Genomic DNA, 23,762 nt, shown 5'->3' on the forward strand with positions numbered 1-23,762 from the left:
CTCCGGTCCGGCGCCGACCCCACTCGTCCCTCGCACGCTCACCGCTCCTGAAAGGCCCACCATGTCGAACACCCCCGCATCCCAGGACCCGGAGGACCGGTTCACCCGTCTGCGCCTGGGCTACCACACCTCCCTGCTGCGGCCCGGCGAGCAGGTGCCCTTCGGCCATGTGCTGTTCGCCGCGGTCACGGTGGGGTGCGCCCCCGCCGACGTCGTGTCACGGCTGACCGCACTCGGCTACACCGACATCGAGCTGCCCGACATCCCGCTGCCACCCACGGTGACCCGGCAGGACGCCCTGCTGCTCAAGGCGGACACGTACAACCTCTCCTGGATCAAGCTCGACGAGCCCGTCTCGCTGCGGAACCTGGTCGTCTCGGCGGGGGAGCAGGGGCTGAGCCCCGCCGAGGCCGCCCGGCGGCTGACCGTCTTCGGCTGCACGGTCCCGGCCGGCCACCCGCTGCCCGAGACCCCGGACAGCCGGGACATCGTGCTGATCCGCACCGACCCCAAGGGCGATGGCACGTTCCTGGACTGGGACGCGGAGGCGAGCCCCCGGCACGTGTTCCGCGTGGCCCATGAGCTGCGGTGCAATCCGCACACCGTCGCCACGCGCCTGCTCGCCCTCGGCGTCCGGCTGCCGTACACCCCCGAACCCGAGGACGAGCTGCTCCTCGCGGACAGCGGCGCCCACCTCGGACACGTGGTCACCGTCGCGCGGGAGACCGGCCGTGATGTGGCGGACATCATGGCCCGTCTGAAGGAGCTGGGCGCCGACCGTCCGGGCACCGTGCCGGACTCCCTGGAGGCGGACGATCTGCGCCTCATCAGCGAGGAACTCGACGGCCGACGGCCCTGGCTGAAGGTGAACAACGTCGTGGGGGTGCAGCTGCGGCACATCCTGCGCGCGGCCCTCGCCACGGGCCGGACCCCCGCCGACACCGCGGCACGCCTGGCCGAGCTGGGCCATTGGCTGCACGAGAACGCCAAGCTGCCACAGGTGGCGGATCCGGAGGACATCCGGCTCCTGGAAACGGTCGACCGCTCCTTCCTGGACGGCGTCCACCTCGAACACGTGCTGCACAGCGCGAGCCTGACCGGACGAAGCCCGGCGGACGTCGCGTCGCGACTGGCCGAACTGGGCTACCGGCTGCCCGACGAGGTGGACTACCCCGAGGTCTGCGGCGCGTCGCACGGGTGAGGAAGTCACGGCGGCGGTGGAGCCGCCCAAGGTGGCTCCACCGCGCAGATGGGCAGGCGTTCACTCGTGGGCGCTGATCACACCGCCGGCGCTGAGCACGATGTACACGCCGTTGGCGTCGAGCCCGGTGTCGTGCTCGTTCGTCTCCATCGTGGCGGCCACCCCGTCGTGGCCGATGATCTGCGCCCGGTACTGGAGTTCGCCGACCTTCGTGACCTTGGCCTTCCAGCCGCCCGCGAGCTCGAACGTGCCCGGTCCCTGGTGTCCACCGCCCATCCAGGAGTGGACCTCGCCGCCCATCGTGAGCACGACGAACATGTCGTTGGCGTCGAGCCCGGCGTCGTGCTCGTTCGCCTCCAGCGTGGCCAGGACGTCACCATCGTTGACGATCTTGAGACGGTAGTGCAGGTCGCCGAGCTCGTAGATCTCGGCCGTGCTGCCGTCCGCCAGGGTTTCGGTGCGGGAGGGGGACGCCGCCTTGTCCGCGGCGCCCGCCTTGGTGTCGACCTTGGCATCGGAGCCCTGCGCTCCGGCGGAGGAGCCCGCGCTGCTGGACGCGGCGGTGGCCGCGGACTTCGAGCTGGTGTCGTCCGAGCCGGAGCAGGCGGTCAGGGAGAGGCCGGCGGCTGCGATCAGGGCGGCGGCGGCAACGCGCAGGGTGCGGCGACGAGCGGTGCGGACGGTGCTGGAGCTCATTTCGGTTCCCCCCAGGGGCAGTTGGTGTCGTGTGCTTCTCGGTACGTCACCCACTCTGGCGGGAGTTCCTACCGCACGACTGCCGCTCCGCTAACACCTGGCTAACGCGGGCGTGAGCAGGGGAAGGCGCAGGTCGCCGGGTGAACCGGCCGGCGGCCTCAAGGTCCGGTCAGGCAGTCAGGCAGTCAGGCAGTCAGGCGGTCAGCGGCACCGGGACCGTGCGGCGGGCCTCGTCGTAGCGGTGCAGCAGGAGGCGGGCCAGTTCCGGGGCCGGGCCCAGGACGTCGGACAGGACGTCCGCGCCCGCGGCCTCGGCGCCCCGGGCGATGCGGTCGGGGAGGCGGCCGGGGGCGATGACGTAGGGGGCCACGGCCACCCGGGCGACGCCCTCCGCGCGCAGGGCGCGGACGGCGTCCTCGGTGCGGGGAAGTGAGGCGGAGGCGAACGCGGGTCGCACGGCGCACCAACCGGTGTGCCGCCACTCCCGCGCGATTTCAGCGATCACCGCGATCGCCTCCGGGTCGGTGGAGCCCGCCGCGGCCAGGACGACCCCGGTCGAGCGGCGGTCGGCGGGGCGCAGCCCCGCCTCGTACAGGCGGCGTTCCAGGGCGTCCACGAGCAGCGGGGACGGGCCCAGGACCGCGGCCTGGCGGACGGACAGCCGGGGGTGGCGGGCCGTGGCCTCGCGCAGCACCGCCGGGATGTCGGACTTCGCGTGGAAGGCGCGGGTCAGCAGCAGGGGGAGGGCGATCACCTGGTCCCCCGCGTCCGCGCCTCGCTCCGCGAGGCGGGCGAGGACCTGGCTCACGCGCGGTGCGTTGAACTCCAGGAACGCCGCCTCCACCCGCAGCCCCGGCCGCAGCGACCGCACCCGCGCGCGCAGCGCGTCGACGGTCGCCGCATGGCGCGGGTCGCGGCTGCCGTGGGCGACGATCAGCAGGGTCGGGGCAGACATCGTGGCTCTCTCTGGCTCTCCGTGGTCTCCGGTGGTTTCCGTGGCTTCCGTGGTTGTTGGTGGTCTTCGGCGGTTTTCCGGTCAGCGGGCGCTCGCCAGCAGGCCGCGGCTGCGCAGCACCCGACGCTCGATCGGGGCGAAGATCAGCAGCTCGATGGCGATGCCGACGACGAGGATCAGCAGGATGCCCAGCAGCACACCGGGCATGTCGGAGTTGTTGCGCTGGTTCTCCAGGTACTGGCCGAGCCCCAGGCCCAGGTCGGGGGACTTGGCGATGATCTCGGCGGCCATCAGCGAGCGCCAGGAGAAGGCCCAGCCCTGCTTGAGCCCGGCGACGTAACCGGGCAGCGCGGCGGGCAGCAGGATGTGCCGGGCGCTGACCAGACCGCGGGCGCCGAGGGTGCGCCCGGCCCGCAGGAAGATCGGGGGGACCTGGTCGATGCCGGCGACCAGCCCGTTGGCGATGGAGGGGACCGCGCCCAGCAGGATGACGGTGTACATCATCTGGTCGTTCAGGCCCAGCCAGATCACCGCGGGCGGCACCCAGGCGACCGAGGGCAGCGACTGGAGCCCGGACAGGATCGGGCCGATGCCGGCGCGGATGAACTTCACCCGGGCGACGATCAGACCCAGCGGGGTCGCGATCGCCAGCGCGATGAGGAAGCCGAACAGGCCGCGCGAGACGCTGGTCCAGATGATGTCGAACAGCTCGCCCTGGAGCCACAGCCGGCGCAGCGAGTCCCAGACGAGCTTGGGGTCGGGGAGCTTGTAGTCGTCGGTGACCTTCGCGAGGACGAGCACCTTCCACAGGGCCAGGACGACGAGCACGGCCACGATGGGCGGCAGCACCTTCTGGACCAGCACCTCGACCGGTGAGACGCGCTTGGTCTGCACTGTGTCCAGGGCGTCCAGACCGGCCTCCAGGCCCGCCAGGTCCTGGGCGGTGGAGGTGCCGGCGGGCTTCCCGGCTGTCTTCCCGGTGTTCTCGGCGTTCTCGGTATTCTCCGTGGCCTCGGCGGCCTCGGTGTTCTCGGCGGCTTCGTCGACCCCGCCGCCGCGGGTGGTCTTACTGCTGGCCATGGCGGCGGATCTCCCCACGCAGTTCTTCGGTGATCTCAACGGACAGGTCGGCGACGTCCGAGTCCTCGATACGGCGCGGCTGCGGGATGTCCACCGTCCATTCGCGGACCACCCGCCCCGGCCGGGAGGACAGCAGCACCACGCGCTCGGCCAGCCGCACGGCCTCGCGGACGTTGTGGGTCACGAACAGCACCGAGACGCCCGTCTCGCTCCAGATCCGGGTCAGCTCCTCGTGCAGCACATCGCGGGTGATGGCGTCGAGCGCGGCGAACGGCTCGTCCATCAGCAGCACGCTGGAGTCCTGCGCCAGCGCGCGGGCCAGCGCCACGCGCTGCCGCATACCGCCGGACAGCTCGTGCACCCGCTTGCCGTAGGCGCCACCGAGCCGCACCAGCTCCAGCAGCCGCTCGGCCTGCGGCCTGCGGTCGGCGCGCGGCACACCGCGCAGCCGCAGCGCCAGTTCGATGTTCTTCCCCGCGGTCAGCCACGGGAACAGGGCGTGCTCCTGGAACATCAGGGCCGGCCGGCCGGGGACCTCGATGGTCCCGGCCGACGGCTTGTCCAGGTCGGCGATCAGATTGAGCAGGGTCGACTTACCGCAGCCGGAAGCCCCCAGCAGACAGACGAACTCGCCCGGCCGCACATGGAGGTTGATGTCCTCGAGCACCGGCTGGGCGGTCCCGGGACGGCCGAATGACTTGTGGACGTGGTCGATCGAGACGGACCCGGCGCGGCCGGAGGGGGCGGGCGAACCCGCCGCCGCGGCGCCCGTCCGGTCGTCCTTCTCGGTGGTCAGTGCCGGGGACATCCGGTCACCTCCTGATGGATGCGTACCTGCGTACGGGGACGGACGGTCGGCTACTGGGTGCCGAGACCGGCGGCGGAGACCGTCGGTTTGCCCTCGGCCTTGAGGACCTTGTTCAGCGGGGCCAGGTCGTAGATGCCCTTGAGGTCGGGCTTCTCCAGCAGCCCCGCCTTGACCGCGTGGTCCGCCTCGGTGTTCAGCGTGGCGGCCAGGGGGTCGTCGGTGACCTGGACGGACTTCCACGCCGGGTCCATCACCTCGGCGGGCAGTGCCTTGCCGGTCTCCGCCTTGAGCGTCGCGTTGGCCGCGTCCTTCGCCTGCTCGGGGTTGGCCTTGATCCAGGCGTTGGTCTTCACCGAGCCGCGCAGCACGGCCTCGACGACCTTCGGATGCTCCTTCAGGAACGCCTGCCTGACGATCACATTCGTGATCACGAACTTGTTGTCCGGCCACAGCGAGGACTCGTCCAGCAGCACCTTGCCGCCCTCGGCGACCAGCTTGGACGCGGTCGGCTCGGGCACCCACGCACCGTCGATGGCGCCGGACTTGTACGCGTCGGGGGTGACCTTGTTGTCGGAGCGGACCACCGACACATCGCCCTTGCCGCTCTGCGCGTCGACCTTCCAGCCCTTGCTCGCGATCCAGTTGAGGAACGCCACGTCCTGGGTGTTGCCCAGCTGCGGGGTGGCGATCTTCTTGCCCTTGACGTCGTCGAGCGTCTTGATCTTCTTGGGGTTGACCACGAGCTTGACGCCGCCGGAGACCGACCCGGAGATGATCTTGAGGTTCTTGCCGTGCGACTTCACATAGCCGTTGATGGCCGGTGACGGGCCGATCCAGCCGATGTCGATGGAGCCCGAGTTGAGCGCCTCGATCTCGGACGGCCCGGCGTTGAAGACGAACGGCGAGACCTTCGTGCCCTTCAGCTCCTGCTGGATCTGGCCGCCCTTGCGCAGGCCCACCAGCGCGGTGGCATGGGTGACATTGGCGAAGTAGCCGATCTTCACCTTGTCCAGGCCGTCGATCTTCTCGCCGCCGGCCGCGGGCAGGGCCGAGGCCCCCTGGTCGTCGCTGTCCTTCTGCGAGCCGTAGCCGCAGGCGCCCAGCCCGCCCATCAGCAGGGGAAGGACGGCCGCCGCGGCCAGGAACCTGGTGCGGTGGCGGGGACGCTCGGCTGGTCGTACGAAGGCAGGGCGGACGGCAGACGACACGGGGGTGTTCCTCTCGACGGGCCGGGACGGCGTCAGAGGACGCCCGGCAGGTCAGACGGGATGCGACGGCGGTGGTGGACAGGAGCGGACGGCGGCGTCAGCACGCACATCGTCCGACCCCGCCCTGGCCGCTGCCGAGCGCGCCGCTGCCCACCCGGCCGCCCTCCTTGGCGAACGTCGAGAACACCTCACCGGCCATGGTCAGAAGTCCCATCCCTCGTCGTCCCGCGCGGACTCGGCACCCTGGGCCGACGCCGCGAAGGAGTCACCCGCCATCCCGGCGGTCAGCGTGGTGCCGTCGGCCGGGTCGATCAGCAGGAAGGAACCGGTGCGCCGCGACGCGTCGTACGCGTCCAGCGCCAGCGGCTCGGACGTACGGAGCACGACCCGGCCGATGTCATTGGCGGCCAGCTCACCCGGCGCCGGGTGGTGCGACAGATCGGCCAGCGTCAGCCGGGACGGGATGTCCTTGACGATCGCCTTCACCGTGCGGGTGGTGTGCTTGAGCAGCACCCGGTCGCCCACGCGCAGCGGACGGTCGTGCAGATGGCACACGGTGGCCTCGACGTCCTGGGTGGTCTGCGGGACGTGGTCGCTCGGCGCGATCAGATCGCCGCGCGAGATGTCCAGGTCGTCGGCGAGCGTGACGGTCACCGACTGCGGAGCCCACGCCACGTCCACCAGCGTGCCCAGCGCGTCGATCCCGGTGATGGTGCTGGTCCGGCCGGACGGCAGCACGGTGACGGCGTCGCCGACGCGCAGCACACCGGAGGCGATCTGGCCGGCGTAGCCGCGGTAGTCGGGGTGTTCGGCGGTCTGCGGACGGATCACGTACTGCACCGGGAAACGCGCCGGGTCCTGGGACGGGTCGGTGCCCACCGGCACGGTCTCCAGGTGCTCCAGCACGGTCGGGCCGCCGTACCAGTCCATGTTGGCCGACGGGGTCACCACGTTGTCCCCGGCGAGCGCCGAGATCGGGATGGCGGTGATCTCCGGCACGCCCAGCGAGGCCGCGTAGGTGGTGAACTCCTCGGCGATGGCCGCGAAGACCGGCTCCGCGTAGTCCACCAGGTCCATCTTGTTGACGGCGAGGACCACATGCGGCACCCGCAGCAGGGCGGCGACCGCGGCGTGCCTGCGGGTCTGCTCGACCACGCCGTTGCGCGCGTCCACCAGCACCACGGCGAGCTCGGCGGTGGAGGCGCCGGTGACCATGTTGCGGGTGTACTGCACATGGCCGGGGGTGTCGGCGAGGATGAACCGCCGCTTCGGGGTGGCGAAGTAGCGGTACGCGACATCGATGGTGATGCCCTGCTCCCGCTCCGCGCGCAGTCCGTCCGTCAGCAGCGCCAGGTCCGGGGCCTCCTGGCCACGGCTGCGCGAGGCGTGCTCCACGGCCTCGAGCTGATCGGCCAGTACCGACTTGGAGTCGTGCAGCAGCCGCCCGACCAGGGTGGACTTGCCGTCGTCCACCGAGCCGGCGGTGGCGAAGCGCAGCTGCGAGGTGGCGGCGGACCGCTCGACGGCGGCCGCGGCGGCCTGCTCCCCGGACGTCAGATTGCTCGTCATGGTTAGAAGTACCCCTCGCGCTTGCGGTCCTCCATCGCGGCCTCCGACAGCTTGTCGTCGGCGCGGGTCGCACCCCGCTCGGTCAGTCTGGAGGCGGCTATCTCATCGATGACCTGCTCGATGGTCACCGCGTCCGACTCGACGGCACCCGTGCAGGACATGTCGCCCACGGTGCGGTAGCGCACCATGCGCCGCTCCACGGTCTCGCCGTCCTTCGGGCCGCCCCACTCACCGGGCGCCAGCCACATGCCACCGCGCCGGAAGACCTCGCGCTCATGCGCGTAGTAGATCTGTGGGAGGTCGATCTTCTCCCGGGCGATGTACTGCCACACGTCCAGCTCGGTCCAGTTCGACAGCGGGAAGACCCGCACATGCTCACCGGGGGAGTGGCGGCCGTTGTAGAGCTGCCACAGCTCGGGGCGCTGCCGGCGCGGGTCCCAGCCGCCGAACTCGTCCCGCAGCGAGAACACCCGCTCCTTGGCGCGGGCCTTCTCCTCGTCCCGGCGGCCACCGCCGAAGACCGCGTCGAAGCGGTTCTTCTCGATGGCGTCCAGCAGCGGCACGGTCTGGAGCGGGTTGCGGGTGCCGTCCGGGCGCTCCCGCAGCCGGCCGTCGTCGATGAACTCCTGGACGGAGGCCACGTGCAGCCGCAGCCCGTGCCGGGCGACCGCGTTGTCCCGGTAGGCGATGACCTCGGGGAAGTTGTGTCCGGTGTCCACGTGCAGCAGCGAGAACGGCACCGCCGCCGGGGCGAACGCCTTGAGCGCGAGATGCAGCATGACGATGGAGTCCTTGCCGCCGGAGAACAGGATCACCGGCCGCTCGAACTCGCCCGCCACCTCACGGAAGATGTGCACCGCCTCGGACTCCAACGCGTCCAGGTGCGAGAGCGCGTACAGGCCCGCGCCCTCGTCCGCGTTGATCGCCGTCACGGTCGTCATGCCGCGCCCCTTTCGTTCGCTCGGCTGCGGTAGTGGCTTCCCGTTGCATCGGCGGCTCCGCCGTGGGCACTGCCGGACGCAGGGCGTCCGGGTGCGGGGAGCGTGGTGGCCGCGCGCGCGTGACTCACAGCAGTCCCCTTTCACTCAACAGCAACCGCACCTCGGCCGCCGACTCCTGCACCCCGTTCTTGTGGGTTTCGATGCGCAGATCCGGGTCGGCAGGGGCCTCGTAGGGGTCGTCGACACCGGTCAGGCCCGAGATCTCGCCCGCGGCCTGCTTCGCGTACAGACCCTTCACATCCCGCTCCGAGCACACCTCGACCGGGGTGGCCACGTGCACCTCCAGATACGGGGTGCCCTCGCGCTTGTGGCGCTTGCGCACCGCCTCGCGGCTGTCCGCGTACGGGGCGATGACCGGCACCAGCACCGTGACCCCGTGCGAGGCGAGCAGCTCGGCGACGAAGCCGATCCGCTGGACGTTGGTGTGCCGGTCCTCGCGGGAGAAGCCGAGCCCCGCGGAGAGGAACTCGCGGATCTCGTCCCCGTCGAGCACCTCCACCCGGTGGCCCTCGCCGCGCAGCCGCTCGGCCAGCGCATAGGCGATCGTGGTCTTTCCCGCGCTCGGCAGACCGGTCAGCCACACCGTGGCGCCGGTGGTCGTGGGGGCGCTCATCTCGTTCTCCTGGTCGACAGCCATCAGCCGTGCAGCCCGCATTCGGTCTTGGTGCGTCCCGCCCAGCGGCCGGACCGGATGTCCTCGCCTTCCAGAACCCGGCGGGTGCAGGGGGCGCAGCCTATCGACGGATAGCCGTCCATCAGCAGGGGGTTGGTCAGCACACCGTGCTCGGCGATGTACGCGTCGACATCCGCCTGGGTCCAGCGGGCGATCGGCGAGATCTTCACCTTACGTCGCGCGGCGTCCCAGCCAACGACCGGGGTGTTGGCGCGCGTTGGGGATTCGTCCCGGCGCAGACCCGTCGCCCAGGCGTCGTACTCCCGCAGCCCCTCCTCGAGCGGCTGGACCTTGCGCAGGGCGCAGCACAGGTCGGGGTTGCGGTCGTGCAGCCTGGGGCCGTACTCGGCGTCCTGCTCGGCGACGGTCTGACGGGGCGTCAGTGTGATGACGTTGACGTCCATCACGGCTTCCACCGCGTCACGGGTGCCGATGGTCTCGGGGAAGTGGTAGCCGGTGTCGAGGAAGACCACGTCGACACCGGGGAAGGCGCGGGAGGCGAGATGCGCCACCACCGCGTCCTCCATCGAGGAGGTGACACAGAAACGTGATCCGAAGGTGTCCGCCGCCCAGCGCAGGATCTCCAGCGCGGGGGCGTCCTCGAGCTCGCGGCCCGCCTTCTCGGCGAGCCCCTCGAGATCGGTCTGCTCGAGCCGGGTCATATCGTCGTGCCCCCTTCATCGACCGTGTCGGGCCGCAGACCCTTGGCCAGCAGCCCGAGGAACGACAGGCGGAACGCGCGGTTGCAGGACGCGCATTCCCATGCGCCATGGCCCTCCTCCGAGGGCCGCAGGTCCTCGTCACCGCAGTAAGGGCAGTAGAACGGCGCGGCACGCTCGCTCATGTGAGGGCCTCCTCGGAGGCCCGGCCGGCCCAGGTGGCGAAGCGCTCGCCGTCCTCGCGCTCCTCCTGGAAGCGGCGCAGCAGCCGCTCCACGTAGTCGGGGAGCTCGGCGGCGGTGACCTTCAGCCCGCGCACCTTGCGGCCGAAACCCGGCTCCAGGCCCAGGGCGCCGCCCAGGTGCACCTGGTAGCCCTCCACCTGCTCGCCGTTGGCGTCCATGACCAGCTGGCCCTTGAGGCCGATGTCCGCGACCTGGATGCGGGCACACGCGTTCGGGCAGCCATTGAGGTTGATGGTGATCGGCTCGTCGAACTCGGGCAGCCGGCGCTCCAGTTCGTCGATCAGCCAGGAGCCGCGCCCCTTGGTCTCGACGATCGCCAGCTTGCAGAACTCGATACCGGTGCAGGCCATCGTGCCGCGCCGGAACGGGGACGGCGTGACCTGGAGGTCCAGCGCCTCCAACCCGGCGACCAGCGACTCCACCTGGTCCTCGGCCACATCGAGCACGATCATCTTCTGCTCGACGGTGGTGGTCAGCCGCCCGGAGCCATGTGCCTCGGCCAGGTCGGCGATCTTGGCGAGGGTCGCGCCGTCCACCCGGCCGACGCGCGGCGCGAAGCCCACGTAGTAGCGGCCGTCCTGCTGACGGTGGACGCCCATGTGGTCACGCCACCGCTGGGCCGGCTGCTCGGGCGCCGGACCGTCGATCAGCGGGCGCTTCAGGTACTCGTCCTCCAGCACCTGCCGGAACTTCGCCGGGCCCCAGTCGGCGACCAGGAACTTCAGCCGGGCGCGGTTGCGCAGCCGCCGGTAGCCGTAGTCGCGGAAGATGGAGGTGACCCCGGCCCAGACGTCCGGGACCTCCTCCAGCGGGACCCAGGCGCCGAGCCGTACGCCGATCTTGGGGTTGGTGGACAGCCCGCCGCCGACCCACAGGTCGAAGCCGGGGCCGTGCTCGGGGTGGCGGACACCGACGAACGAGACGTCGTTGATCTCGTGCACCACGTCGAGCACCGGGGAACCGGAGATCGCGGTCTTGAACTTGCGCGGCAGGTTGGAGAACTCCTTGCTGCCGATGTAGCGGCGGTGGATCTCCTCGATCGCGGAGGTGCCGTCGATGATCTCGTCCTCGGCGATCCCGGCGACCGGCGACCCGATGATCACGCGGGGGGTGTCACCGCACGCCTCCGTGGTGGACAGCCCGACGGCCTCCAGACGCCGCCAGATCTCGGGCACGTCCTCGATCCGGATCCAGTGGTACTGGATGTTCTGCCGGTCGGTGATGTCCGCGGTGCCGCGTGCGAACTCCTGCGAGATCTCCCCGATGACCCGCAGCTGCTCGGTGGTCAGCCGGCCGCCGTCCACCCGGACCCGCATCATGAAGTACTCGTCGTCCAGCTCCTCCGGCTCCAGGATCGCGGTCTTGCCGCCGTCGATCCCGGGCTTGCGCTGGGTGTAGAGGCCCCACCAGCGCATCCGGCCGCGCAGATCGGCGCCGTCGATGGAGTCGAAGCCGCGGTGGGCGTAGATCGTCTCAATGCGTGTCCGCACATTGAGACCGTCGTCGTCCTTCTTGGTCTGCTCGTTGCCGTTGAGGGGGGTGAAGTGCCCCGCGGCCCACTGGCCTTCGCCGCGGTGGCGTCCGGCCTTGCGGCGGGGCGTTGCGCTTGCGCGTTCCGGGGTGGCAGCCATGGCGGTGTGTGTCCTTCTGAGCGGCTCTGGTGCGGCGGACGGTACTCGCGCACCCTTTGACCTGCGCATACGCAGGCGGACAGGGGTGACGGCGGTGACCGGTGCGAGGTGCGGCGGCGAGGTGTGGAGGCGTGCGCGCTCGCCCACGTCGTCGGGGGCGGCGAAAGATGTGCGGTGGTGCTGACCGGGGCCCCGGGGCCCTGACGAGGTGCGGGTCAGCCCGCCGGACAGATCGCGCTGGACATGCGGCCGAGGTCGACGTGGCGTCGACTCACCAAGGCAATTCCAGCTCGAGACATGACGGAAGCGTCGCATGGTGGTCTCTGGCGAGTCCACCTTTATCCACTATGCGGACTGATATGTCTCAGCTAGCAAGACGTTGTGGTGTTGGTCACTCTTCGTCCGCCGTCTTGACGTCGAAGACGCGGAAACCCCGGCGGCGGTAGTTGTCCAGCGCGTACGGCCCGTCCTTGCTGCACGTGTGCACCCATACCCGCTTGGTCGGCACCCGGTCCGGCCACCGGTCGGCCATGTCCCAGGCGCGGGCGGTCCCCCAGCTCAGCAGATGCCCACCGATACGGCGGCCCCGGAAGGCCGGTACCAGGCCGAAGTAGGCGATCTCCACCACGCCCTCGTCCTGGCCCTCCAGCTCGATGTACCCGGCCGGGGTGCCGCGCTCGTACGCCACCCAGGTCTCCACACCGGGCCGGTGCAGATACCCCTCCCACGCCGCACGCGACCACACCAGCCGGTCGGTCCACGCCACGTCCGAGCCCACCGCCGTGTACAGGAAGTGGCTGAACTCGGGGCTCGGCACCTCGGCCCGGACGATCCGCACCTCCGCCGTGGCGGGCGGCTCCTGTGCCGGGCTGAGATCCGAGGCGGCGGTCTGCTCCAGGTACCAGGTGGTCACGGTGATGCTCATGGTGGACAGATAACCATGGACGCCGTTGACTCGCCGTTGACGGGTATCGACGCGGGGGGTGTTGCGGACGTGGCGGACGTGGGGGACGTGGCGAAGTTCGCGGAGCTGTTGCGCGAGCTCAAGGGGAGGACGGACCGCAGCTACGCGGCGCTGGCCGCCCGCAGCGGGGTGAGCGGCTCGGCCCTGCACCGCTACTGCTCGGGGGCGAGCGTGCCCGGCGACTACGAGGTGATCGCGCGGTTCGGCAAGGTGTGCGGGGCCGGCCGCGAGGAACTGCTGGAGCTGCACCGGCGCTGGGTCCTGGCCGACGCCGAGCGTAAACGGGCCGTCTCCCGCGCATCGACCGCCGTCTCCCGCGCCCCGGCCGCCGCCGTATCGGCGACCCCCGCCGTCTCACGGGCCGAGACGGACGGTGAGTCGGATACCGAGCCGGGGGTCGAGCCGGAGCCGGGCCCGGGGGTCGAGCCGGGGCCGGGGGCGGCGGCCGGGGCGGCCGCGCGGCCGCCGGCGCGGCGTCGGCCGCTGATCGCCGGGCTCCTCCTGACCGCGCTCACCGCCGCCGCGACGGCGGTCGTGCTGTTAGGGGACGCGCTGGGACTCAGGGGCGGCTCGGGCGGGTCCTCGGACGGCCGGCTGCTGCTGTCCTCCCGCTGTCCGGTCGTGGTGAGCATGGGGCAGTCGGACGCGTGTGTGCACGAGCTCCAGTCGCTGCTCGCCCGCGCCGGCGGTGAGCTCGACGTCGACGGGGCCTTCGGCCCGGTCACCCAGATGCGGGTCGTGGTGTTCCAGCTCCGCAGCGGGCTGACGCCGAACGGATCGGTGGACGAGCGGACGAAACGGGCGCTCTACGAGACCGAGGGGAAGCCGCTCGACACCTGGACACCCGAGCGGGTCGCCCGGCGCATCCGCGAGGTCTTCACCGAGGACCCCGAGCGCGCGGTCGGCATCGCCGACTGCGCCTCGTACCTCGACCCCCTCTACACCCTGCCCAACACCAACGCCACCCGGAACTGGGGCGTCTTCCAGCTGTACGACGGCACGCTGCGCACGCTCGACGGCACCCGTGAGCAGGCACTGGACCCGGACTGGAACATCCGGGCGGCCCATCGGCTGTGGGCGCGAACCCATGACTTCAGCGCCTGGAAGTCCTGCGACCGCGCCTATCGCGCCGGAACGAAGGGGGCCGAGGGGGCCAAGGGGACCAAGGGGGCCGAGGGGGCTAAGAGGCGCTGATCGTGGCTCGTCGCGCCATCGCCACCTCACCCGGCATCCCAGCCGGCATCCCAGCGCCCGCCGTCCCCGCAGGTCGGGGGCGGTTTCCGAGCCCGCTGTCCCAATTTCCCCGATGGCGGTCCACTCGACCCGGAGGGCTGGGATCGTGTTGCCGCCGTCCTCGACGGCCCACGGATCGGCAGACGGAGGAGACGAACACGACCATGGCTGTGACCAGCATCCGGACCAGACTCGGCGCGCTGCTCGGCGGCGCGGTCCTCGCGACCACCGGCGTTTTCACCGCCCACAGCGCGGTGGCCGCACCCAGCGTCCCCCCGGCCGCCGACGCCCCTTCCGCCGTCGCGGTGACCAAGCTCAGCCACTCCGACGCGGCGAACCGGCTGCGCGCCGCCGGGATCTCCTGGACCTCCAGTGGGGGCTGCTCGGACCGCAACACCCCCACCTGCACCTCGTTCGAGCAGATCAACCTGACCACCGTGCAGGGTGCCATCACCCTGAAGCAGGCCAGCGGCTGCGCGCTCACCATCACCGGCGGCACGGAGACCGGGCACGCCTCCGGTACGTACAGCCACTGGAACGGCTACAAGCTCGACTTCAGCCCCACCAGCTGCCTCAGCAACTACATCACCGGCACCTTCAGCAACATCGGCCCGCGCCCCGGTGACGGCGCCCAGCAGTACAAGTCCGGCTCGGGCAACATCTACGCGCGCGAGAGCAACCACTGGGACGTGACCTACTACAACTGCGGAGGCTGCTGACCCGCGGCCGGCGCACCGCTGCAACGCGGCGCAACCTTTGCGCATGGCGGTATCCGGCTCGGACAGTGGGCCCGGCGGGCGGAGGGTGGTGCCGAGTCGGCGCGGCATCCCCTCCGTCGACGCCTTTTGCGGCGGTTCGGCCTGGTCACCGGGTGAGCGAGGGGGAGAACCCCCGATACGGTGAGAAGGTGCAGCCAGCAGATGAAACACCGAAGCCGCCCGGCCGGCTCCGCAAGGCCCGCGCCCTGTACCGCAACGTGTCCAAGCGCAGGATGGCCTGGCTGCTGCTGAAGGACACCGTCAACTCCTGTATGGAGTACCGGGTCACCGGGCTCGCCGCCGAGGCGGCCTTCTTCACCCTGCTGTCGCTGCCGCCACTGCTGCTCGCCCTGATCGGACTGCTCGGCTACTTCGACGCGTGGACGAGCACCGACACGGTGGCCACCATCCGGCAGAACATCCTCGACGCCTCCGCGACCGTGCTGTCCGACCGGGGCGTGCGGGAGATCGCCCGGCCGCTGCTGGACGATGTCATCGAGGGCGGCCGCCCCGATGTCATCTCGCTTGGCTTCGCCATCGCCCTGTGGTCCGGTTCGCGCGCGGTGAACGTGTTCGTGGACACCATCACCATCATGTACGGACTGGAGGGGCGGCGCGGGATCGTCAGGACCCGGCTGCTGTCGTTCCTGCTCTATCTGGTGGCGCTCGTGGCCGGGGCGGTGGCGCTGCCGCTGATGGTCATAGGGCCGGAGGCGGTGGTGAACCTGCTGCCGTCCAGCGGCGATCTCGTACCGGCCCTGTACTGGCCGGTGGTGCTGGTGTTGTCCGTCGCCTTCCTCACCACGCTCTACCACGTGTCCGTGCCGGTGCGCTCGCCGTGGCGCGAGGACATCCCCGGGGCACTGGTGGCCCTCGCGATGTGGGTGCTGGGCAGTTTCCTGCTGCGGATCTACCTGATCCATACGGTCGAGGGCCCGACGATCTACGGCTCGCTGGCCGCACCCGTCGCGGTGCTGCTGTGGATCGGGGTGTCCGCCTTCGCGGTGCTGGTCGGGGCGGCGGTCAACGCCGCGATCGACCGGGTCTGGCCGTCGGTGGCCACGGCCGCCGGGCGCGCGGAGGCCGTCGCCCGCGCCCGGGAGGAGGCGGCCCGGCTGCGGGCGAGGGATCAGCGCACGGCGGACGACGGCGCGGCGGAGATCACCCCGCCGTCGGAGTTCCCCGAGCGCTGGGCCCAGTTCCTGCCGCACGCGGACGTACGCTCCCGGCTGCACACCAAGCGCGAGGCGGGGGAGAAGTCCACCGGGGCGTCCACCGGGGCCTCCGCCGGTAAGCCCTCGGGCAAGGCGTCCGGGCCGTCCGCGGAGCCCCGGACACCCCGGCAGGCACCGAGGCGCCCGGAGGTGCGGTCCGCGGCGGACGGCGCGGACGACACTCCCGCCACGGACACCCGCGCCACGGACGCCCGCCGCACGGACCCCCGCGCCACGGGCGGCACCGTGGCGGATGACGACCACTCGGTGCGCTGACCCCGAGGCCCCGTTCCGCGACGAGGCCCGTACGCGCGCCCGGGGGGAGGGTGCTGACGCGCTTCTCGTACTCGCGGCGGGGCTTGCGCTGGGCCGGGACCTGGCGTTGGTCGCGGCTCCGCCACACCCTGCATCCCGGCGGGAAACCTTCGGAGAACGCCCGTTCTTCGAAGATCGCCTCACGGGCCGTGAGGCGGAGTGACCGGGATGCGTGGTGGGGTGCCTCAGCGCGCTCGCTCGTACTCCCGCGTGATGAAGGAGACGGCGTTGTCGAGGGCCTCGTCGGCCTCGGCCATGTGGCCGGCCAGCAGGTGCCAGACGTGGAACATGTGGGGCCATACCTCAAGGGTGGTGCGGACGCGTTGTTCTGCGAGCCGTCCGGCGAGCGTGATGCCGCTGCTGAGCATCACTTCGTTCTCACCCATCTGGATCAAGGTCGGGGCCAGGCCGCGCACATCGGCGAAGACGGGCGAGGCGTCCGGATCGGTCGGCAGCGCGTTGCCCAGGAACGCGCGAGCGAGCTTCTCCAGGAATTCTCCGCTGGTCAATGGGTCGAGGCCGTTGCGGCTCTGGACCGAGGAGCCGGAGTGCGTCAGGTCGGCCCAGGGCGAGAGGGAGACGCCCGCCACGGGCAGCGGCAGGCCCGCGGCGCGTGCCTTGCGCATGACCGTGATCACCATCGCGCCCCCGGCGGAGTCACCCGAGATCGCGATCTTCTCAGGAGCGGTCCCCGCCGCGAGGAGCGCCCGGTAGGCGGTGAACACGTCGTCGATGGGGGTGGGGAAGGGATGCTCGGGGGCCTGGCGGTAGTCGGGCACAAACACCCGTGCCCGCAGGCGTTTGGCGTAGTGGCCGGTCAGTCCGACATAGGCCTCGACCGCCCCGTGTACATAGCCTCCGCCGTGGATGTAGAGCAGTGTCCGGTCATCGGTCACTTCCTCCGGCACCACCAGCATGGTCGGCACGCCATCGAGCTCGGTCCTCTCGAAGGTCACGCCGTGCGGTGCCGGGAGAGCGGCGGCGAGTTCCCTGCCGTAGTTGTCCCGCACTTCCGCCCAGCTGAGGTCGCCTTCCCCGGCAAGCGCGGGAGCGATGCCGCTGGCCGCTTGTATCCAGCGTTCCAGCAGTGCTGCGGCCTCTGGTGTCACGTTCATGGTGCTCATGTCTTTCGTCGATGCCACTGATTGCGCGGCCCCGGTGTGCCACACGGACGAGATACATGCCCTGTGGGGTACGCCGCCGAGACGGTTCCGGTGGACCTCGCCAACGTCGTCAGCGTCCATCCCTGACACTGATGTCAAGGTCAAACCGTGCAGGTCACAGCCTTCTGGAGGCTGCCTTGCCCTAAGATCGAGGGCATGCGCATCGGCGAGGCGGCGCAGCGCACGGGAACGACTCCGCGGCTGCTGCGGTACTACGAACAGCAGGGTCTGATCACGCCCGGTCGCTCCGAAAACGGCTACCGGGAGTACGACGAAAATGCCCTGGGGCGGATTGTGCAGATCCGAGACCTTCTGCAGGCCGGTCTGCCGACCCGCCTGATCCAGCGGGTCCTGCCGTGCATCTCCACCCCGCGCAGCACCATCCGCTTCTCCGGTCTGACACCGGAGATGGTCGCGCTCCTGGAAGCCGAGCAGGCCAGCCTCACGGCACGCATCGACTGTCTGACCCGCAACAGGGACGCGATCGCCGACTATCTCGCGGCCCTGCGCGAGACCAACGGGCAGCAGGAACACGCACCGGGCCGCACAGCGGATGACAGGCTTGAAAGCGCCGTGACCGCGGGACCCGTACCGCCTACGCCACATGGGCTCGGCCGGAACGCTGATTCGGATGGCTGTGCGCGGTAACTCGACGCCGCGATGGCGCCGAGACGGTGATACGAGCGAGAGAGCGGGTTGCGATGAACCAGGCCACGGACGAGTACGACGTCATCGTGCTGGGCGCGGGCCCGGTCGGTGAGAACCTGGCCGACCGGACCCGTGCCGCCGGGCTCTCCACGGTGATCGTGGAGCGTGAGCTGGTCGGCGGTGAATGCTCGTACTGGGCCTGCGTCCCCAGCAAGTCGCTGCTGCGTCCGGTGCTCGCGCGGGCCGAGGCCCGCCACGTGCCGGGGCTGCGGCAGGCGGTCGGCGGACCGCTGTCGGCGGCCGATGTCCTCGCCCACCGGGACAAGCAGGTCGGCCACTGGAAGGACGACGGTGCCCTCCCCTGGCTGGAGTCGGCCGGGATCGACCTGGTGCGCGGCCACGGGCGGCTGGTCGGGCCGCAGCGGGTCGCGGTGACACCGCCGGACGGATCCGACGGCGGCGGCGACGAGCGGATCCTCACCGCCCGGCACGCCGTGGCCGTCTGCACCGGGACCCGGGCCGCGCTGCCCGACCTGCCCGGTATCGCCGAGGTCCGCCCCTGGACCAGCCGGGAGGCCACCAGCTCCGGCGTGGTGCCGGAGCGGCTGGTCGTGGTGGGCGGCGGTGTGGTGGCCGCCGAGATGGCCACGGCCTGGAGCGGCCTCGGCTCACGCGTCACCATGCTGGTGCGCGGCTCCGGGCTGCTGACCCGTATCGAGCCGTTCGCCGGCGAGCTGGTGGCCGAGACGCTGAGGGAGGCCGGGGCCGAGATCCGCACCGGTACGTCGGTGAAGGGCGTCGCCCGGCCGGGCGGAGCGGAGGGGCCGGTCACGGTGACCCTGGAGAACGGGGAGCGGCTCGAGGCGGACGAGGTGCTGTTCGCCACCGGGCGCGCCCCGCACACCGAGGACCTGGGCCTGGAGACGGTGGGACTCGAACCGGGCGGCTGGCTGTCGGTCGACGAGACCTGCCGGGTGCGGGACGTACCGGGCGGCTGGCTGTACGCGGTGGGCGATGTCAACCACCGGGCGCTCCTCACCCACCAGGGCAAATACCAGGCACGGATCGCGGGCGCGGCGATCGGGGCCCGCGCGCAGGACGTCCCGCTGCTGGACACGGACCGCTGGGGCGCGCACGCGACCACGGCGGACGAGGCGGCCGTCCCGCAGGTCGTGTTCACCGACCCGGAGGTCGCGGCGGTCGGCCTGACCGCGGAGCAGGCCGAGGCCGAGGGCCGCAGCATCCGCGTCGTCGACTACGACATGGGCCAGGTCGAGGGCTCGGTGCTGTACGGGGACGGCTACCGGGGCCGGGCCCGTATGGTCGTCGACCTGGACCGGGGCCATCCGATCGGCGTCACCTTCGTGGGCCCGGGGGTCGGCGAACTGCTCCACTCGGCGACGGTGGCGGTGGCGGGCGAGGTCCCCATCGAGCGGCTGTGGCACGCGGTGCCGTCGTTCCCCACGATGAGCGAGGTATGGCTGCGGCTCCTGGAGGCGTACCGGGGCTGACGGGCGCCTCCGTCTCCGCGGAACCCCTCGCCCTGCCGGGCCCTTCGGACAGCGGGGGCCGCGGGCGGGGCTTCCCCCTCCGGCCCCGGCCCGGAGGTGCCCTCTGGCAGCGTCCGGACCCCTGTCGGGCGGATCGGGTGCGCTCGTCGCGGGGGCCGGCTCCTCCCGGACACGGCGACGGCTCGCGGGGCCGGGGCTCGGCCGGGGCTCGCGGGCGGGGCCGCTCGCCCGGCGGAGCTCGAGCGCGTCTCGGGCGGGCCTCGTGCCGGTCAACGCGTGGTGTTCCCGTGGTGCCTGGCTGTGGACAATGTGGGGATGAGTCAGCAGGGCGACCGACGCGGTCAAGAGGACGACTGGTGGGCCGAGTTGTACGACCCGCGGCGTGCCGACGCGGGGCCCGCGGCGGCCTCGGACTCCGTGGACGACCGGTTCGACTCGGCCTCCCGCACGCTCACCGGCGACGGGGACGCCGGTGACCGGAGACCGGCCGCGGGCGCCCCCTGGGGGCCGTGGGCGGGACAGCCGGGCGGTGCCGCACCGGGCTCGGACGCCGGCGCGGGAGGTGGCCCGCAGGGGTGGCGATCTCCCGGCGGCGAGGGGCCCGGTGCCGCACCGCCCTCCCAGGACGGCACGGCGCGGGACGGCAACTGTGGAGCCGGTCCCGCTCTGGGAGGCAACGCCGGAGCCGGAGCCGGAGCCGGTGCCGCGCCGGACCGCACCGCGAAGTCCGGCGTCGCACCAGCCGGCACGGAACCGGGCGCCGCGTGGGACGGCGCGGACCCGGGCGCCACGGCGGAACGTACGGAACCGGGTACCGCACCGGGCCGTGCGGATTCCCCGGCACCGTCATCGCCGCCATCACCGCCGCCCTCGCGCGCCGCCGGGCCGCCCGCGTCACCCCGCCCCACCCCGAAGCCCGAGCCCTCCCGGCCCGCCCAGCCGTCCCGGCCTTGGCGGACCGCGGCGGCCTCGTACGCCGGCGACGAGCCGCCCACGTACGAGGCCGAGCCGACCACCCTCCCCGTCGCCGACCCCGAGGACCTGCGGGACCTGGTCCCCGACACCGTGCTGGAGGGCGCCCGCTACGGCACGCTGACGCTCCGGGCCGCTTCGCTGCGCGGAGCCGCGGCCCGCTACCGGGGCGAGCCGCGGCGGGACGCGCTGCTCGCGGCGCGGTTCGGAACCGGGGACAGCGCCCTCGTCGTGGTGGCCCTGGCGAGCGGACCGCGGGCGGCCCCGGGGGCGCACCGGGCGGCGCGTGAGCTGTGCGAGTGGATCGCCGGGGCGGTCGGCCGCAATCGGATCCGGCTGACGGAGGACATCCACACCGCCAACCGCGGCGCGCTCAGCTCCGGACTGCACCGGCTCACCGGCCGTGCCTACGGGCGGCTGCGGGCCGGCGCGGCCGTACGCGGCCTGGCCGCCGCCGACTGCACCGCGTCGGTGCGCTGTCTGCTGCTCCCGGCGCATCCGGCCTGCCGCACCCGGGTGTTCTTCGGCGTCGGCGACGGCGGGCTGTTCCGTCTGCGGGACGGCGTCTGGCAGGACCTGGAACCGGCCGGGGACACCTCCGCACCCACCGAGCCCGAGCACAAGACCGGCCCCGACCACGACCCTGCCCCCGCCCCCGGACCGTTCCGCTTCCGCACCTCCGTAGCCCGGCCGGGCGACACCCTTCTGCTGTGCGGCGCGGGCCTCGCCGAGCCCCTGCGCGGCGAGGCCGCCCTCGCCGACCACTTGGCCGCACGCTGGGGCGCGGCGGAGCCGCCGGGCCTGGCCGCGTTCCTCGCCGACACCCAGACCGGGGTGAAGGGATACGCCGACGACCGTACGGCGGCCGCCGTCTGGGAGGCGTAAGCGCGGCGTCCATGGGTTGATGGACAGGAGTGACGGAACGAACAAGAGTCACCGATCTCATCGATCCAGGACGAAAGGGATGAGGGTGCGCGATGGCCAAGCAGACCGTGGCGGAGCAGTACGTGGACATCCTGGTGCGCACCGGTGTGCGGCGGCTGTACGGGGTGGTCGGCGACAGCCTCAACCCCGTGGTGGACGCGGTCCGCCGCAACTCCGCCATCGAGTGGATCCAGGTCCGGCACGAGGAGACCGCCGCCTTCGCCGCCGGCGCCGAGGCGCAGCTCACCGGGACCCTGGCCGCCTGCGCGGGCTCCTGCGGCCCCGGACACGTCCATCTGATCAACGGGCTCTACGACGCCCACCGCTCGATGGCCCCGGTCCTCGCCCTCGCCTCGCACATCCCCAGCAGCGAGATCGGCACCAGCTACTTCCAGGAGACCCACCCCGAGCGGCTGTTCCAGGAGTGCAGTCACTACTGCGAGCTGATCTCCCACCCCCAGCAGATGCCCCGCGTCCTCCAGACCGCGGTCCAGCACGCGGTCGGCCGCAGCGGGGTCAGCGTGGTCGCCCTCCCCGGCGACATCGCCGCCCGCCCGGCGCCCGAGCGCGCCGAGGAGCACGCCCTGGTGACCTCCCGGCCCACCGTGCGCCCCGGTGACGCGGAGATCGACCGGCTCGCCCGCATGGTCAACGAGGCGGAGCGGGTGACGCTCTTCTGCGGCCGGGGCTGTGCCGGGGCGCACGAGGAGGTGATGGCCTTCGCCGAACTGGTGAAGGCGCCCGTGGGACACGCCCTGCGCGGCAAGGAGTGGATCCAGTACGACAATCCGTTCGACGTCGGGATGAGCGGTCTGCTCGGCTACGGCGCGGCGTACGAGGCCACCCACGAATGCGATCTGCTGATCCTGCTGGGCACCGACTTCCCCTACGGCGCGTTCCTGCCGGACGACGTGCGGACCGTGCAGGTGGACGTCCGCGCCGAGCATCTGGGCCGCCGCTCCAAGCTGGACCAGGCCGTCTGGGGCGATGTCCGGGAGACGCTGCGCTGTCTGACGCCGAAGGTGCGTCCGAAGACCGACCGCCGCTTCCTGGACCGGATGCTGAAGAAGCACGCCGACGCGCTGGAGGGCGTGGTCAAGGCGTACACCCGCAGGGTCGACAAGCACATCCCGATCCATCCGGAGTACGTGGCCTCGGTGCTGGACGAGGAGGCCGCCGACGACGCCGTCTTCACGGTGGACACCGGGATGTGCAATGTGTGGGCCGCGCGCTATCTGTCCCCCAACGGCCGCCGCCGGATGATCGGCTCCTTCACCCACGGCTCGATGGCCAACGCGCTGCCGCAGGCGATCGGCGCCCAGTTCCTGGACCGCCGCCGCCAGGTGATCTCGATGTCCGGCGATGGCGGATTCACCATGCTGATGGGCGACTTCCTCACCCTGGTCCAGTACGGCCTGCCGGTGAAGGTGATCCTGTTCAACAACTCCGCGCTGTCCATGGTCGAGCTGGAGATGCTGGTCTCGGGCCTGCCCGCGCACGGCACGGGCTACCGCAACCCCGACTTCGCCCAGATCGCCCGCGCCGCCGGGGTGTACGGCGAGCGGGTGGAGAAGCCCAAACACCTGCGATCCGCGCTGCGCGCCGCACTGCACCACAAGGGGCCCGCGCTCCTGGACATCGTCACGGACCCCAACGCGCTGTCCATCCCGCCGAAGATCAAGGCGGAGATGGTGACCGGCTTCGCGCTCTCGGCCAGCAAGATGGTGCTGGAGGGAGGCGTCGGCAGGATGGTCCAGATGGCCCGCTCCAACCTCCGCAACGTACCGCGCCCCTGAGAAAACCGCGCCCCTGAGAAAACCGCCCGCCCCTGAGAAAAACGTGCCCTGATAAAAGCGGGCGGTTTCTGTCCGGTATCCACCGTACGGTCTGTCTCACAGCACATTCAGACCTCACGGGAGCACGCCATGCACTTCGCTTCGATCCGCGTCATCACCGAGGACGTCGCCCGGATCGTCGAGTTCTACGAGAAGGCCACCGGCGTGGTGGCGAAGCGGCATACGGACGACTTCGCCGAGATCATCACACCGGGCGCGACCCTCGCCCTCGCGAGCACCCGGACGGTACGGGGGCTCGGGGCGCGGGCGCCCCGGCCGGCGGCCAACCAGAGCGTGATCGTCGAGTTCCGCGTCGCCGATGTCGACTTGGCCTACGAGCGGCTCAAGGAGTCCGACGTCGAGATCGTGAACGAGCCCACCACACAGCCCTGGGGCAATCGTTCGCTGCTGATCAGGGACCCGGACGGCAACATGGTCAACTTCTTCGCCCCCGTCACCCCGGACGCCCTCGAGCGGTACGAGGACCGCTGACGCCGCA

At 71.6% G+C, this 23,762-nt stretch carries 23 protein-coding genes; 9 read left to right on the forward strand and 14 right to left on the reverse strand.

Features of this window, described 5'->3' with window-relative positions:
• The first annotated feature begins 61 nt into the window (after window positions 1-61).
• On the forward strand, window positions 62-1,201 hold the full coding sequence (locus N6H00_RS30185) for a wHTH domain-containing protein (RefSeq protein WP_268974988.1): 1,140 nt from the start codon (window positions 62-64) through the stop codon (window positions 1,199-1,201).
• A gap of 60 nt (window positions 1,202-1,261) precedes the next feature.
• Here N6H00_RS30185 and N6H00_RS30190 read toward each other — a convergent pair whose 3' ends face one another.
• The 13 genes from N6H00_RS30190 to N6H00_RS30245 all read right to left on the reverse strand — a co-directional run bounded on the left by N6H00_RS30190 (window position 1,262) and on the right by N6H00_RS30245 (window position 12,651).
• Window positions 1,262-1,897 carry a hypothetical protein gene (locus N6H00_RS30190; RefSeq protein ID WP_268974989.1) on the reverse strand — a complete coding sequence of 212 codons (636 nt, stop codon included), beginning with the start codon at window positions 1,895-1,897 and terminating at the stop codon, window positions 1,262-1,264.
• A 193-nt stretch (window positions 1,898-2,090) separates the two neighbouring features.
• On the reverse strand, window positions 2,091-2,852 hold the full coding sequence (locus N6H00_RS30195) for a sirohydrochlorin chelatase (RefSeq protein ID WP_268974990.1): 762 nt from the start codon (window positions 2,850-2,852) through the stop codon (window positions 2,091-2,093).
• Window positions 2,853-2,933: 81 nt separating this feature from the next.
• Window positions 2,934-3,932 (reverse strand): ABC transporter permease, encoded by a 999-nt coding sequence (locus N6H00_RS30200; protein ID WP_268974991.1) that lies wholly within the window; start codon window positions 3,930-3,932, stop codon window positions 2,934-2,936.
• Window positions 3,919-4,740 carry an ABC transporter ATP-binding protein gene (locus N6H00_RS30205; protein WP_268974992.1) on the reverse strand — a complete coding sequence of 274 codons (822 nt, stop codon included), beginning with the start codon at window positions 4,738-4,740 and terminating at the stop codon, window positions 3,919-3,921. The genes N6H00_RS30200 and N6H00_RS30205 overlap by 14 nt, the downstream gene beginning before the upstream one ends.
• Window positions 4,741-4,790: 50 nt before the next feature.
• Window positions 4,791-5,852: an aliphatic sulfonate ABC transporter substrate-binding protein gene (locus N6H00_RS30210; RefSeq protein ID WP_268977163.1), complete on the reverse strand. Its 1,062-nt coding sequence runs from the start codon at window positions 5,850-5,852 to the stop codon at window positions 4,791-4,793.
• 297 nt (window positions 5,853-6,149) lie between these two features.
• On the reverse strand, window positions 6,150-7,517 hold the full coding sequence (locus tag N6H00_RS30215) for a sulfate adenylyltransferase subunit 1 (RefSeq protein WP_268974993.1): 1,368 nt from the start codon (window positions 7,515-7,517) through the stop codon (window positions 6,150-6,152).
• 2 nt (window positions 7,518-7,519) lie between these two features.
• Window positions 7,520-8,458, reverse strand: a complete 939-nt coding sequence (gene cysD, locus N6H00_RS30220) for a sulfate adenylyltransferase subunit CysD (RefSeq protein WP_268974994.1) — start codon at window positions 8,456-8,458, stop codon at window positions 7,520-7,522.
• A 124-nt stretch (window positions 8,459-8,582) separates the two neighbouring features.
• A complete protein-coding gene (gene cysC, locus N6H00_RS30225; protein WP_268974995.1) occupies window positions 8,583-9,173 on the reverse strand; it encodes an adenylyl-sulfate kinase in 591 nt (196 codons plus the stop codon).
• The gene (locus tag N6H00_RS30230; protein ID WP_268974996.1) at window positions 9,155-9,853 is read right to left on the reverse strand and encodes a phosphoadenylyl-sulfate reductase; all 699 of its coding nucleotides are present in this window, start codon (window positions 9,851-9,853) and stop codon (window positions 9,155-9,157) included. Before N6H00_RS30230 ends, cysC begins: the two co-directional genes overlap by 19 nt.
• Complete coding sequence (locus N6H00_RS30235) at window positions 9,850-10,035, reverse strand: hypothetical protein (protein WP_268974997.1); 186 nt, start codon at window positions 10,033-10,035, stop codon at window positions 9,850-9,852. The genes N6H00_RS30230 and N6H00_RS30235 overlap by 4 nt, the downstream gene beginning before the upstream one ends.
• The gene (locus N6H00_RS30240; protein ID WP_268974998.1) at window positions 10,032-11,726 is read right to left on the reverse strand and encodes a nitrite/sulfite reductase; all 1,695 of its coding nucleotides are present in this window, start codon (window positions 11,724-11,726) and stop codon (window positions 10,032-10,034) included. The genes N6H00_RS30235 and N6H00_RS30240 overlap by 4 nt, the downstream gene beginning before the upstream one ends.
• 215 nt (window positions 11,727-11,941) lie before the next feature.
• Window positions 11,942-12,025, reverse strand: a complete 84-nt coding sequence (locus N6H00_RS40245) for a putative leader peptide (protein ID WP_309471194.1) — start codon at window positions 12,023-12,025, stop codon at window positions 11,942-11,944.
• Between the two features lie 92 nt (window positions 12,026-12,117).
• Window positions 12,118-12,651 carry a GNAT family N-acetyltransferase gene (locus N6H00_RS30245; RefSeq protein WP_268974999.1) on the reverse strand — a complete coding sequence of 178 codons (534 nt, stop codon included), beginning with the start codon at window positions 12,649-12,651 and terminating at the stop codon, window positions 12,118-12,120.
• A gap of 15 nt (window positions 12,652-12,666) precedes the next feature.
• On the opposite strand from N6H00_RS30245, the gene N6H00_RS30250 reads away from it, so the two are divergent.
• From N6H00_RS30250 to N6H00_RS30260, 3 genes are all read left to right on the forward strand, one after another.
• Window positions 12,667-13,884 (forward strand): helix-turn-helix domain-containing protein, encoded by a 1,218-nt coding sequence (locus tag N6H00_RS30250; RefSeq protein WP_268975000.1) that lies wholly within the window; start codon window positions 12,667-12,669, stop codon window positions 13,882-13,884.
• A 203-nt stretch (window positions 13,885-14,087) separates the two neighbouring features.
• Window positions 14,088-14,642: a hypothetical protein gene (locus N6H00_RS30255; protein WP_268975001.1), complete on the forward strand. Its 555-nt coding sequence runs from the start codon at window positions 14,088-14,090 to the stop codon at window positions 14,640-14,642.
• Between the two features lie 188 nt (window positions 14,643-14,830).
• Window positions 14,831-16,171 (forward strand): YihY/virulence factor BrkB family protein, encoded by a 1,341-nt coding sequence (locus tag N6H00_RS30260; RefSeq protein ID WP_268975002.1) that lies wholly within the window; start codon window positions 14,831-14,833, stop codon window positions 16,169-16,171.
• 224 nt (window positions 16,172-16,395) lie between these two features.
• Here N6H00_RS30260 and N6H00_RS30265 read toward each other — a convergent pair whose 3' ends face one another.
• Window positions 16,396-17,334 carry an alpha/beta hydrolase gene (locus N6H00_RS30265; protein WP_268975003.1) on the reverse strand — a complete coding sequence of 313 codons (939 nt, stop codon included), beginning with the start codon at window positions 17,332-17,334 and terminating at the stop codon, window positions 16,396-16,398.
• Between the two features lie 195 nt (window positions 17,335-17,529).
• Between N6H00_RS30265 and N6H00_RS30270 the strand changes: the two genes are divergently transcribed.
• The 5 genes from N6H00_RS30270 (at window position 17,530) to N6H00_RS30290 (ending at window position 23,755) form a co-directional block, all read left to right on the forward strand.
• The gene (locus N6H00_RS30270) at window positions 17,530-18,021 is read left to right on the forward strand and encodes a MerR family transcriptional regulator (protein ID WP_268975004.1); all 492 of its coding nucleotides are present in this window, start codon (window positions 17,530-17,532) and stop codon (window positions 18,019-18,021) included.
• 53 nt (window positions 18,022-18,074) lie between these two features.
• Window positions 18,075-19,532, forward strand: a complete 1,458-nt coding sequence (locus N6H00_RS30275; RefSeq protein WP_268975005.1) for a dihydrolipoyl dehydrogenase family protein — start codon at window positions 18,075-18,077, stop codon at window positions 19,530-19,532.
• 315 nt (window positions 19,533-19,847) lie between these two features.
• Window positions 19,848-21,389, forward strand: coding sequence for a protein phosphatase 2C domain-containing protein (locus N6H00_RS30280; RefSeq protein WP_268975006.1), 1,542 nt, complete (start codon window positions 19,848-19,850; stop codon window positions 21,387-21,389).
• Between the two features lie 92 nt (window positions 21,390-21,481).
• Window positions 21,482-23,224 (forward strand): pyruvate dehydrogenase, encoded by a 1,743-nt coding sequence (locus N6H00_RS30285; protein ID WP_268975007.1) that lies wholly within the window; start codon window positions 21,482-21,484, stop codon window positions 23,222-23,224.
• Window positions 23,225-23,353: 129 nt separating this feature from the next.
• On the forward strand, window positions 23,354-23,755 hold the full coding sequence (locus tag N6H00_RS30290) for a VOC family protein (protein WP_268975008.1): 402 nt from the start codon (window positions 23,354-23,356) through the stop codon (window positions 23,753-23,755).
• Window positions 23,756-23,762 lie beyond the last annotated feature (7 nt).

The organism is Streptomyces sp. S465 (assembly GCF_026898115.1).
In the GTDB taxonomy this organism is placed as follows: domain Bacteria; phylum Actinomycetota; class Actinomycetes; order Streptomycetales; family Streptomycetaceae; genus Streptomyces; species Streptomyces luomodiensis.